This window comes from Nonlabens dokdonensis DSW-6 (assembly GCF_000332115.1).
Lineage (GTDB): Bacteria > Bacteroidota > Bacteroidia > Flavobacteriales > Flavobacteriaceae > Nonlabens > Nonlabens dokdonensis.
Genome location: NC_020156.1, coordinates 1666774 through 1680192 on the forward strand (window position 1 = coordinate 1666774; position 13419 = coordinate 1680192).

At 32.6% G+C, this 13419-nt stretch carries 8 protein-coding genes; 6 read left to right on the plus strand and 2 right to left on the minus strand.

The features are described 5' to 3' along the window. Positions 1–143: 143 nt before the first annotated feature. A complete protein-coding gene (locus DDD_RS07340) occupies positions 144–863 on the minus strand; it encodes a tetratricopeptide repeat protein (protein ID WP_015362173.1) in 720 nt (239 codons plus the stop codon). Then, the gene (locus DDD_RS07345) at positions 863–1408 is read right to left on the minus strand and encodes an RNA polymerase sigma factor (protein ID WP_015362174.1); all 546 of its coding nucleotides are present in this window, start codon (positions 1406–1408) and stop codon (positions 863–865) included. Before DDD_RS07345 ends, DDD_RS07340 begins: the two co-directional genes overlap by 1 nt. Before the next feature lie 245 nt (positions 1409–1653). On the opposite strand from DDD_RS07345, the gene DDD_RS07350 reads away from it, so the two are divergent. The 6 genes from DDD_RS07350 (at position 1654) to DDD_RS07375 (ending at position 13348) form a co-directional block, all read left to right on the plus strand. Further along, positions 1654–3039: a DUF4412 domain-containing protein gene (locus DDD_RS07350; protein ID WP_015362175.1), complete on the plus strand. Its 1386-nt coding sequence runs from the start codon at positions 1654–1656 to the stop codon at positions 3037–3039. Between the two features lie 12 nt (positions 3040–3051). Beyond that, the gene (locus DDD_RS07355) at positions 3052–8091 is read left to right on the plus strand and encodes a T9SS type A sorting domain-containing protein (protein ID WP_015362176.1); all 5040 of its coding nucleotides are present in this window, start codon (positions 3052–3054) and stop codon (positions 8089–8091) included. Positions 8092–8098: 7 nt separating this feature from the next. Then, positions 8099–8743, plus strand: a complete 645-nt coding sequence (locus DDD_RS07360) for a hypothetical protein (protein ID WP_015362177.1) — start codon at positions 8099–8101, stop codon at positions 8741–8743. Positions 8744–8846: 103 nt separating this feature from the next. Continuing rightward, entirely contained in the window at positions 8847–9416 is a 570-nt protein-coding gene (locus DDD_RS07365; RefSeq protein ID WP_015362178.1) for a hypothetical protein, read from the plus strand. A gap of 12 nt (positions 9417–9428) precedes the next feature. After that, on the plus strand, positions 9429–10319 hold the full coding sequence (locus tag DDD_RS07370; protein ID WP_015362179.1) for a hypothetical protein: 891 nt from the start codon (positions 9429–9431) through the stop codon (positions 10317–10319). Between the two features lie 218 nt (positions 10320–10537). After that, positions 10538–13348 carry a CHAT domain-containing protein gene (locus DDD_RS07375; RefSeq protein ID WP_083892387.1) on the plus strand — a complete coding sequence of 937 codons (2811 nt, stop codon included), beginning with the start codon at positions 10538–10540 and terminating at the stop codon, positions 13346–13348. Positions 13349–13419: the final 71 nt, after the last annotated feature.

Genomic DNA, 13419 nt, shown 5'->3' on the forward strand with positions numbered 1-13419 from the left:
GCTTTGATACAACCATTATCCTAGTTAGGGTAATCTAATAGTAAAGTAGAAACTTGAATTGATGGTGCTATTTAGGAAGTTTTATTTTTTTGAAAAGTATTGCAAAACGATAGCGATTACTTGAGTAACAACTAAAACTATTTTTATTTAAACTCCTCTAATAGTTTTTTACGTTGCTTTAAGTTAAATGTAGATTTTATTTCATCTATTTTTTCCAGATATTTCTGAGCATTTTCAAAATCTTCCTTTTTAAGATAGATCAATGCAGTATACCAATACTCTTCAGCTTTGTAATCATGATTGATATGCTCTAACTCTTTAAATTGATCTAATGCCAGTTCATATTCTGCTTGATTCAAGAAAGTGAGTCCATAATAAAACCTGATATTGGGGTCCTTTTTTCTATTTAATAGAAGTTCGAATTCCTGTTGAGCAAGTTGATAGTTTGCATTTTCATAAGCAGAAAACGCTGCCATGTTTTCATTAGTAGCATTACTTCTTACAATAGGTTGATAGGTGTTAGAAAGTGTACTGAAGTTTTCTTCATAAAGAGCATTTCCTGATTTTTGATCAAAAATATTCAAGAAAATAATTATGAAAACAGAAGCGGCAATTATTAAATAAACAGCGTTAGATCTTAATAATCTAAATTTAGAAGGTTTATTAATATCAATTTCAATTTCTTGAAATTTCTTTTTCAAGGTATCTTTTTCAGAAATTTGAAAGGCTATTTGAATATCTTGATGTGTTTCAAATGCTTCTTTAAAATCTGCATCGGTTTTCAGAAGGTGCTCCACTTTAAGTTGATCTTCATCAGAAATCTTTCCCGATATATAATCTTGTATGAGTTTTTCTGTATTCATTAGTTCACTTTAAACAACGATTTTAAGTGCTTTAAGCATCTCGATTTTTGACTGCGTACGGTATTCCCATCTTTATAATCTGTTAGGTTTACGATCTCATCGATAGTCAAATTTCTATAATAAAAAAGCTTTAATAAAGACTTGCAGGTTTTTGACATTTCCTCCAACCGTTTTGATAAAAGCAATTGCCTTTCTGTAGGACTGTCGTCTTCTATACTGATTTCAGTGTAGTCTTCGTTTTCTATTTCTTTTCTCAAAAAGCGTTGTTCTTTTTTTAATTTTTTAAATATTTTGTTTTTTCCTATTCCAAATAAATAGGTTTTTACACTACTAGATTTTAATTCCAACTGGCTCATTACAAACTTTTGATGCATAGCTATAACAGCATCTTGGTAGATATCTAGAACGTCTAACTCATCAAGAGAATAACGTTTAGAGTAATGTAAAAACTCTAATCTATAATCTAGATAAACCTTCTCTAAAGCTTTTTTATCATCGGCCCTTAAGGCTATTTGCAATTTATAATCTTCAGTAGCTTTATTCATTTAGTTACTAAAAGTGTGGAAAGGTTAACATGAAAACAAATATAAATTCTAAAGGTAGAGGAAAACCTCTAGATAAAGATATTAAAATGATTTCACTATCAGGTATTTAGTTCGCTTTCGCGAAAGCGGAATAAAAACAAACTATTAAAATCTTACTCTTCTTTTTATTTTAAAATATTTTTTTAATGAGATGTTAATATTTAGAATCTTAAAGGTACTAAGTGTGTAACCAAATCACAAATCTCATGAAATCAGTATTCAAACTGCTCATTATTATAATCATTTTAGGTAGTGCTCACAAAGCAGAAGCGCAACTTTTTAAAGGACTCAAAAATAAAGTAAAGAAACAAATAGAAAGAAAGACAGAAGATAGGATAGAAGAGGTTATCAATAATACCATTGATTCTTTGGGTGTAAAGAAACCTAAAAAGGCTAAGGATGCTGTTGAATCAAAAGAAGGTTTTGGAACAATTCTTTTAAATCATTCTCAAAAGTTTGGAGCTGTTTCCATTGAAGGAATAAGTCGTGTAAAAGTGATTAAGTCAAACGATGGTTATCAAATGACTGGCAACTGGTGGTCTCATGAAGCCGATATTTTTGACGGTTTTAATTTGATTATTAAAACAGCTCAAAACCTAAAACATGAAGAAAATAATAAAAACTTCAACAGCCGTCAAGTTTTTAAAATCCCTGAAGAGGCTACGTTAACCTTAGGCTACGATCCTCAATTATTAATTAAGAATGCAAAGCCAGATGATTATAAAGCAGCGGTTTCTGATGATTATCAAAAATATGATGTGTCTACTGGAGAAGTAAGTATAGATGTACTAACAGATGATAGTATCCAGATATCTTTTTCTGGGAAAGTAAGTTTACGTACCATTTCAAGAAATAGTAGTAATTCAGAATATGATGAAGAATCCTATTTTAAATCTACCCTTAAAGGAGCCATAGATGGTAATTCTCCTAAGTTTATAGACAATACTTCTATTAAACAGCCAGAAAGTGCTGAGCAAGATTCTGGTAATTATACCATTCCTCAATCTACAACATCAACTGCTCAACCAGGTGTTTATGAATTTACTCATGAAACTGTTGTTAAGATGACCAACTTAGATAAAAACGAGGTCTACAATATGTCATATTTATTTAATCCTAATGAATCTTATCTAGGCATAAAAGCCGATATGAGTGAATACTCTGACGAAGAAATGGCTGGTGAATCAATTATGGTTATGGATAACCAGGACATCAGAATTTTTGTGAGTACTCAAGGCATGAAAATGCAAATGTCACAAAGTATGATGGGTGGTAATCAAACACAAAACCCTACCGATCAAATGGCAAATTATGATTATACAAAAATTGATAGGACTGGAAGAACTAAAACTATTCTCGGTGTTGTTTGTGAGGAATATGTAATGTCTGATAGCGACGTGAAAATGGAACTCTGGGTGGCATCTAGCGTTCAACTACCCAACTGGTTTATTCAAAATAAAGAAATCATTAACGGCCATATCATGGAGTATACGGTTACCTCAAAAGAGGGAAATATGAAAGCAGAAACCACTGCAATTAAAGATAATATCAATACAATAATTAACTCTAAGGAGTATAAAAAAATGTTTTAAACCAATAGAATTATGAGAAATACATTAACAATCATCGTATTTATATTAAGTATTGCTTGCTCTTATGCACAAGTAGATATTACTCCAGATCAATTGACCTCAGTAGAAATAGAAAAAATTATTTCTACAGAAACAACAAGTTATATGGGTAATTCCATAAGTTTCTCAAATGATGGGTCTGTGTTGGCTATTGGGGAATATGGCTATGTAACACCTAGTTCAGTAGATAGCGGAAGAGTACAAGTGTATAGCAATGATACTGGTAGCTGGATTCAAAAAGGGCAAGATATAGTAGGTACGGGCGACAACTTTAACACATTTGGTAAAAAAGTAGTTCTTTCTGCAGACGGTAATACATTAGCTGTTTATGATTCTCAGATAGCTATTCAATTAAATGCAGGGCAAACGTTACAGAGTTTGTTTGGAAGTTTAGCGGTAGAATATTTTCCTTATATACAAGTATATCAATATAGCAACAACACTTGGTCACAGTTAGGTAATGATTTTTTATTTAATGGTATAGAAGATTATAGCGATATGTCTCTAAGTGGAGATGGACTGTCTTTGGCCATTGCAACAAAAACAGGTACAAATGTCTATGAATGGTCGACAAATACATGGTCAATTACAGGACAACAGATACCGTCAACAGACGTATTATTTGATGATAAAATAAGTTTGTCTAATAATGGAGAGACATTAATAGTAGGAGACCCATTTTATAGCGACCCTAACTCGGCTAGTCAGTTTTCTTATGAAGGTCAAGTAAAAGTTTATCAAAACATTTCAAATACCTGGACCCAAATAGGAAATACCATCAACGGATCAGATTTCTTAGGTTATTTCGGAAGCTTGGTGAGTATATCATCTGATGGAAATACCATTGCGATAGGAACTGCACAAACCAATAATAATGATTATGTCGCTATTCTAGAATTTGTTGGTAATAACTGGATATCCAAAGGAACAAATATTGCACAAATAGGAAATGATATAATTAGTATGGAACTTGCTGATGATGGAGATGCCATAGTTATCGGTGAGGCTTATAGTGCTAGAGTTTTAAAATACAATACAGATTGGGAACAAGTAAATGTGGCTGTAGAAGGTAATGTGGCCACAGATCAGTTAGGTTATGCAGTCACTATTTCTGGTGATGGAGACTTATTTGCAGCAGGCGCACCATCTATAGAAACTACTGGAGCAAATGGTTATGTAAGTGTTTATGAACACAACAAAAATAGTGTTACACGTTTTGGGAACGAAATTTATGGATATGGCACCCAAGATCGCTTAGGTAGTAGTGTAGCAGTTTCTGGCAATGGAAATATTATAGCTGTTGGAGCAAATGGTTCTTCTAACAATAGCGGTACGCTCGAGTACGGTCACGTTCGTGTTTTTGAAAAAACTGCTAATGGACTACAACAAATAGGTGTTGATATTAGAAGTACCACAGATTTTGATTCTGGTTCTTTTGGTACAGAAGTAGCCTTAAATGAAGATGGAACCCTTTTGGCTATTTCAGCTCCTTTTTTATTTACAAGTAATTGGGGAGCTGTATATACTTATGAAAGAATAGGAAATGCTTGGAGTCCTCTAGGAAATATAATTTATGGTGTTTCTGGTAGTCGTACTGGAACTTCTCTTGCGTTTTCTGAAGATGGTTCAATTTTAGCAGTTGGTTCTGGTGGTAATCCTGGAGGCGTTTCATCAGATAGTTATACAGGTTATACCACTGCTTATCAATACGATGGAATTACGAACACTTGGGTAACCTTAGGGGCTCCTATTCCTGGAGAAGCATCAAATGATTTTTCAGGAGGATCTATAGATTTATCTGGTGATGGTACTGTAATGGCTATTGGTGCAATTGGTAATGATGGAGCAACTGCCACTGGAGGACATGGACATGTAAGAGTATTTGAATATGTCAATAACAATTGGGTGCAAAAAGGAAGTGATGTAGATGGCGACCCTAGTTTTAATATAAATTTTGGAGGTGTTGTAACACTTTCAAATGACGGTAATACCTTATTAGTATCAGATCTTTTCTCACAATCAAGAGCTGGAAGTGTTGAAATATTTAGTTGGGATCAAATCAGCAATGATTGGACAAGTGAACAACTTTTAAGAACATATACTAGTTCTGGTCCTAATAATAGTCACAGATTTGAATTTGGTAGTGATACAGCTATATCTGATGATGGGAAAATTATAGTTGTTGGTGAATATCTTGCTTCTAGTAGAGGTAAAGCTCATATATACATTAAAAATGAAACAGGAACTTGGGTAGAAAACGATCTCTTTTTAGGAGGAACCCATAATAATAATCAGTATTTCGGAGGAAATCTTAGCCTTAGCGGTAATGGAAATACTTTAGTTGTAAGCTCTTCTGGACATAATGAAAATGGAACTAGAACAGGCATGGCTGGTGTGTATCATGTTAATTTATGTTCTACTATTGATGGCTTTGAAACTTTTACAGGTGCTGTGGCCACACCTGTAACACCTTCTGATAACTTAATAGTAAATGGAAGCGCAGAAATTATACCAATTACAGATAATGCTTGGACTGCTGTTTCAGGAAATTGGGAATGGCCTATTAGCAATAATCAAGGTGTGCCGGTTGAATTTGGGCATAAATATTTTAGATCTACTGTCTCTGGTACTGCAGAAATTTATCAAGATGTTGATGTATCTTCTTTTAGCGCCACAATAGATACTAGTAGTGAATATTTTTATTTCAGCACTTATCTTCAGTCTTTTCAAGTAAATGGAGTTGAAGACGATTCACAAGTTATTGTTGAATATAGAGATGCCACAGGAAATGTATTATCCACCTATGATACTGGTTTATCTCAAAATACACAAGCATGGACTTTGTTTGAAAACACGCGTCTCGCGCCTGTTGGAACAAGGACAATTCGTGTAAGATTGATAGCGATAAATAATAATCAATTTAGAGCACCTGCAGCATTTATTGACAACTTGTATTTAAATACAACATCTAACCCTAGTTTAATCAGTATACCAGACCCTAATTTTGAACAAGCATTAATCACATTAGGAATCGATACCGATGGTATTATAAACGGTGTGATGTTACAAAATGACACTGTAGGTGTTACAAGTTTAGACGTTAGCAATCAGAACATATCAGACTTTACAGGAATTGAGCATTTTACAGACTTATTGACCTTATTTGCGGTTGACAATAACTTGACTACAATTGATGTCAGTCAGAATACAGCTCTTACAGGCTTGGTGTTGACTCTAAATAATTTATCTAGTATAGATGTTTCTAATAACATCAATTTGAGCACTTTAATACTAAGCAATAATGTAATTACTTCTATCGATCTTTCTAACAATACGGCATTAACAAAGTTGTATCTTCAAGATAATCTATTATCAAGTATAGATACATCAACATTAACCCAATTATCAGAATTTGTTATTTCAAGAAATAATTTAACTGACTTAGACCTTACTACTAATCCAGCATTGATACAAGTGCTTTGTTCTGAGAATAATTTATCAAATTTCAATATTCAAAATGGATTCAACACTGCCATCAACGGTATATTCTTTGATGCCACGCTCAATCCTAATTTAACTTGTATACAGGTAGATGATGAGATCTACAGTAGAAACAACTGGTTAAGTGTTGATAGCCAGACAGATTTTAGCACAAACTGTGCTGCAATAACGTTTAATATACCAGATCCAAACTTTGAACAAGCACTAATCAATTTAGGAATAGATACTGATGCAACTGTAAACGGTCTTATGTTAGAAATAGATACACAAGGAGTTACAAGTCTTGATGTAAATTCTGAAAACATTTCAGATCTAACAGGAATTGAGTTTTTTAGGGAATTAGAAGATTTGACCGCGTTTAATAATAATTTATCAAGTATTGATTTAAGTCAAAACACGCAATTGATTTCAGTAGTTCTTGCTATTAATAACCTGACAACAATTGATTTAAGTAATAACCCAAATTTAATAAGTATAAGTCTTAATCAAAACAGTTTAACGAGTATCGACCTATCTAATAATTTGAGTCTTTTACAGGTATTTCTTAATGATAATAATATTGACGATATCGATGTCTCATTATTAGCCAGTCTGGAAAACTTTGGAATTGCAAATAATAATTTAAACGATCTAGATGTTTCTCAAAACACAAATTTGACCAGTTTATTCTGTAATGGTAATGATCTCTTTAGTCTCAATGTGCAAAACGGTAACAACACTAATGTCACTAATTTTGAAGCTCAAAACAATCCTAATCTTAATTGTATAGAAGTGGATAATATCGCTTACAGCGATACCAACTGGACCAGTATTGATACGCAATCATTCTTTCTATTAGATTGCTCGCCGTTAAATGATGATTGTGCCGCAGCTACTTCTATAACTTTAGCGCAAGACATTCCAGGAACTACTGCAAATGCAACGACTAGTGGAGCAAATCCTGCTTGCCAGCAAAGTGGTCTCGTAATATCTGATGTTTGGTATGAATTTGTTGCACCAGCTAGTGGTAGCGTGACCATGACCATTACTGCGCCACTTGCCATAGGTAAAATAGCGCTTTATGATAATTGTACCGCATTAGCTCCACTAGCATGTGCTCAAGATCAATTACAAGTTAATAACTTAACTGCGGGACAAACCTATTACCTACAAGTTTGGTTAGAAGCAAACCTAGGGCCACGCAACACGGCTGTAAACAATGCTATTTTATCACAATCTGGAAATTTTGTTTTGAATGTGCAGGACACGACTCTTTCTAATGAAAGTTTTGAACATCAAGAAAATCCCTTTCTATTATATCCTAATCCTGCAAGTAATCAAGTTCAGATAAAATCATCAGTGATTATGGATGCTATTCAACTTTTTGATACCACAGGTAAACTAATCAGAGAAGAGCGAGAGATCTATCGAGAAGAATTGTCTCTAGATATTTCAAGACTTCAAAATGGCATGTATTTCATTAAAGTTACTTCTGGCAACACCATAAAAACACAAAAACTAATCATCAAATAATACGATTATGACTCTTTTAAAAAACTTTAGTTTACTTCTTTTAGTATTCATAACAAGCTCCTGTTTAGGCGACAAAAAAGCTATTGATGTAGAAGAAATAGGAAACACCTCTTTTATCAACAATGACTTTAAAGGAAATAAAGTCAATTATTCAAAAGGAATGAGCGCCTGCGATCAACTTAATGCTGCTGCTATTGCACGTATTTATAACGTGTCTGAATCACTAGTTCATGTAGAAGATCCGACAAAATCAGATCGTTATGATAAAAACTTAGAGCCAGCGTGTATGTTTTTTATTGAATCTGGAGCGTCTGATTTTGAATGGCTTAGAGGTGGGATTTCAATAAACAGAGAGGTAGGAGCAAATGAGATGATGGGCGATATTGCCGAGGCTGCTGGTAATGGCGAAAATTGGGAAGAAGCATGGAGCTTAAAAAAATCGATTTCTAAATCTTCTGAATGGATTCCCAACTTAGGAAAGGCAGCACTTTGGAACGAGAGAAAAAAAATGCTAGAAATCAAAATGGAAGGTTACACCATAGTGATCAATCCATTAAAAAACATCTTGAATAAAACAGAAGTAGCTAAAAATAGAGACTATAAAAAAGTGGCTTTAGAAATGGCAAAGGCATCTGGTTTTATCAATGACTAACATTTTTATGGAGAGTAAGGGGTTTGTTTTGGTCTCGCTTTCGCGAAAGCGAGACCTCTATGAACATTGGTACACATAATAAAAACACAAAATTGAATCAAAAATGAAACAGTTAAATAAAGTTCTTCTAGTAATTCTTTTGATAGGCTGTACTTCTTGTTTGGGAGATCAAAAAAGTAACGCTATAGAAAATTCTGAAGATGAATACGAACAGTTACAAAAAACTCTGGCTTTACAAGAAGCAGAGGCAGAAAAAATTACTGAATGTCTTTGTAATGATTTCCCTACTGATCTTATAATGAAATATAATACAGACGCTAAACGTGTTGAAATAGAACGCGTAGAACTTGTTCCTGAAAAATTAGCGCATTGTAAAATAAAACTGTTTTATGGCGATAAGGAATATGAATATTGGGAAGGTCAAGTGAGCGCTTGGGTTCCTAAAACAGATCAACCATTTTTTCAATACAATCCAGAAAGGAATGCATCACTGTACCATAAAGTGGATGGTATAGGAGAAAAGGCTGTTTTTATATCAAATACGTACCAACTATTAATTCTTAAAGATGGTATTATGCACAGTATTGTGCCGCCTAATAGAGGTCGCACCACAAATACGGGAAAAGAAAATAAAGAGATTGCTTTAGAACTAGCAGCTTATTACCAATTATAAAAATAACCTATTATGAAAATGATTATAAATCTTTGCGTCATATGGTTTGTTCTTTTTACCACCATATTACATGCTCAACAAAATGTTACTTACGGTAATAAAACACTTAAACCATCTCAAGTTCTCAAAACTTCTATAGGAAATAGAGGCGAAACCTTTAGTTTCTATATTTCAGAACATGACATGAGCCCGAATGGACCTTGGGCAAAAGAGGTGAAACGTTTACAATCACTAGGAAAACAAGTTAACCCAAATGATGCTCCAAAGGGGCTTTCCCTCCATTTATCTGTTTACTTAAAAGAAGGTATTCCGTTTCCTATAAAACCAGAGGATAGTATTGTAGTCAGTTTATCTAACATAAAAAAACAACGAGCAGAGAACGACTATAATGAAATGCAAATAAGCAAAATAGACACACAAAAATCTCAAAAAGAAGGCGAGTCCTTAAAGGCCAGCAAAGCGAGCATAGAACAAGAAATGAAAGTCTTATTAAAACAAATGCAAGAAGGTAAAATTACACCAGACGAGTTTGCAAATAAATTAGAAACACTTTCTAAACCGGTATTGAATGAAATAGATAATTTAGAAATTATGAATCATCAAATCGAGGAACAAGAGGACCAATCCTATTATGATATTGTCTTTTTTGATACAGTAGATAATATAGAGGCAAATGTATTAGAAGGCAATTTGCATATTGTAGAGTTTAATAAAAACAGATTAGTTGCTTACATAAAAGGAAAACATATTGTAGAATGCACAGATGTGACGCGTATGAATTCGCCTTCAAAAATTTGTAAACAAGTAGATTCTCAATTGTATCCAGGTTTGCAAGTATTAAAAGAAGGGAATGTGTACTTATCCATAGATTCAAATTTTAAAGAGTTTCAGGACAATAGATGATTTACTAAAATACTATAAATTCAAATTGGTATTGCCCATAAATTTATAGACACTTTGTTGGCAAGTACGATTACTATTTGCAGTATTAAAAAGTGTATGTAGGATTTCGCTTTCGCGAAAGCGAGAATACTTAATAAACCTTTATACATTTTCAACAATAATATTTTCTAAACTAAGTCATTTATTTTCATACATTTAAGAAATAAATTTTAAAATTTATGAGACGCTCAAGTTTTCAGATGTATATAGTCTGGCTTATGTTCTTATTGGGACATCAGTTCAATTTTGCCCAAAGCCACACGAGTCAAGAAACAACAATTACTAATCCTAAGGTATGGATTGATGAATTATTAGACTACTATAATAAAGGAATGCAGGAAAAGGTAGTGCAATATGCAGATAGTATACTAGAATCTACTACTCCTTTAAATGAAAAAGATAGTTTAAATACTGCCCGTATATATCATATTGTTGGTAAGGCACAGTTCGAACAATTTGCTAATTATAAAAGTATAGAAACACTTCACATAGCTAGAAGTTATGCCGAAAATGTAGCTGGTAATGACACAGTATTGTCTGGAATCTATTATTACCTACATATCAATTTTGGAGTGCAGTCTAAAACATTCGAGACGTTAAAATATGGAGAAAAAGCATTGTATATCTTAGAAAACACTATGAATCCTAACTATGACTTGTTGTTAAAATTATATGGTAGAATGGCCGTCTATTCAGCAACAGCTGGATCGTTTAATAAATCAAGAAATTATTTAAAAAAAGGAAAGCAGTTTCTCCAAGATTTACCAGACCACATTGAGCTTCCTAATCCAAGGCTGAGTTATGAAATCAAATTATTGTACAGAAAGATGCTTATTGCTTTTGTTAGTGATAAATTAAATTTAGACGATAAAATCAACAATTCTGACCTTATAAATTCTGTTGAATTTGACAAGAAAAAATTAGATCTAATCTTTAATAAAGACAAAGATTTATTATCAAATCAAAGTGATGACTTTAATTATGATGATGCAAATGTTTACTATTATACGCTAGCCTTAAATTATTATTCTTTATTTAAAGCTGGCATAGAAAAAACAGATTATAACTTGTTACACAAAGAAATTGATAAGGCTATTGAACTATTACATAAAAAACATCACGCCAGACATTTATATCAATTTAAAAACACTAAAGCCGTCATTTTTAGTAAACAAGGTAAGTATGAAGAAGCGATGTCTTTATATGATACAATAATTGCTAATACTAATGATAATAATAATATTAGGGCTAATTTTTATATCAGTAGAGCTTTAGTTGCTTTTCAACAAAAAGATGTAATTAAAGCACAAGAAGATATTTACAAAGCCTTAACAGTAATTCATCAAGGAGAAGAAGTTTTAAAGAAAGATTATACTAATTTTAATGGTGGTTATAGGTTCAATAATGTGGTAACCATACACTCACTAGCAAATAGAATCAAGTTACTTGAATACGATTTTGATAATAAAGAGAGTTATTATACATCAATTTTTGAAGTTGCTTTCAAGCAGTTTACAACTACATATAAAAATCAAGGCCTGAATAAAGTTACACGTGATTTTTTTAACTCTATTGTCAATGAATTAGCAGCTAAAAATGCATTGACAAATAGCGATCTTTCACAAATTGAAAACGTTCAAAATTTTCTAGCTTGGAAAAGTTTTAATCAAAGCCGTAATATCATTCAATTGCCTGTTGTAGATTCTTTAGAGCAAATAGAATTCACAATTCGTAAACAATTAACTAGAGCAAAACAAACCAGGGATGTTAAAGCTATAGATTCTATTACAAGGGTGTTGTATAATTTTGAACAATTACTTAAAAAGAATTATCCAGATATTTCAAAATCAATAAGTGGAGATTTTGATATTGTCAATTTTCAGAAAAATCTTAAAAATGACGAAATTGTTTTAAAGTATGCTTTTTTTAAAGATGAATTTGCCTTGTTTCAAATAACAAAAGATAGTATTTTTTATGAATTAAAACCATGGCTTGAAAATGAGCAACAAATGCTACGGCAGCATTTGGATAATTTGAAAAAGCCCTTTTCAAAAATGGCATATGATAATAGTTTAGTTTCATTACTTATTCCAGATAAAGCACATGATTTTAAGAATTTAATTATTATTCCAGATGGAGTAATTTATCCATTACCATTTGAAACATTAAGTCACAACAATAGGTTTTTAATAGAAGATAAAACAGTAAGGTATTCTTCACACTTACGTTTTGTTAACGGGAGCAGTAACATAGAATATGAAAAAGACTTATCACTAACTATATATGCGCCAGAATACACAAACACAAATCAACAAATAGTAACCAGAAGTTCAGAAAGTTATCTTAATGGGGCAAGGTCCGAAGCGATTAGAATTGCAGAAATTTTTAATGCAGAGTCCTTTTTGGGAAAAGAGGCAACTAAAAATGCTTTTGTAAATAATAGATTGAAAGGTGATGTTTTACATCTTGCTATGCACGCAACTATTAATAAAGATGATGCTGTTTTGAGCTATTTCAATTTTTCAGATCAAGAAAAATTACATATTGAAGAACTATATGGATTAAAAATGGATGCTAAGCTAGCTGTTTTAAGCGCATGTAATACAGGTGTTTACAAAGAAAGTAAATCTAGTGGGCCACAATCATTTCAAAGAGCTTTTACATTTGCCGGCGTTCCTGCAACTGTTGCAAGTTTATGGGAAGTGCCAGACAATTCTACAAAGCAAATCATGGAGCGGTTTTATACGCATCTTAGTAAAGGCCAGACAAAATCACAGTCTCTTCAAAATGCAAAACTAGATTATCTCAATGTACACAGAGGTACTAAGTTAGGGCAACCCTATTATTGGGCAGGATTTGTGGTGTACGGTGAAGACGCGCCTATTACCGCTGCAAACTCTCAAGTAACTTTATATATCGCACTAGCGGTAATACTATTGGTAATTTTGACATACTTCTTTCTAAGAACTAGAAGCAAAAAAGAGAATTAAACTCCTAAAATCAAATACTTCACGATTTTAATAGGCATTTTATCTAGGTGGTTATTAGGATATTTTCGCTT

Coding starts and splice junctions, on each gene's coding strand:
- DDD_RS07340 (WP_015362173.1), bottom strand. CDS start 863: ATGAATACAGAAAAACTCATACAAGATTATATATCGGGAAAGATTTCT.
- DDD_RS07345 (WP_015362174.1), bottom strand. CDS start 1,408: ATGAATAAAGCTACTGAAGATTATAAATTGCAAATAGCCTTAAGGGCC.
- DDD_RS07350 (WP_015362175.1), top strand. CDS start 1,654: ATGAAATCAGTATTCAAACTGCTCATTATTATAATCATTTTAGGTAGT.
- DDD_RS07355 (WP_015362176.1), top strand. CDS start 3,052: ATGAGAAATACATTAACAATCATCGTATTTATATTAAGTATTGCTTGC.
- DDD_RS07360 (WP_015362177.1), top strand. CDS start 8,099: ATGACTCTTTTAAAAAACTTTAGTTTACTTCTTTTAGTATTCATAACA.
- DDD_RS07365 (WP_015362178.1), top strand. CDS start 8,847: ATGAAACAGTTAAATAAAGTTCTTCTAGTAATTCTTTTGATAGGCTGT.
- DDD_RS07370 (WP_015362179.1), top strand. CDS start 9,429: ATGAAAATGATTATAAATCTTTGCGTCATATGGTTTGTTCTTTTTACC.
- DDD_RS07375 (WP_083892387.1), top strand. CDS start 10,538: ATGAGACGCTCAAGTTTTCAGATGTATATAGTCTGGCTTATGTTCTTA.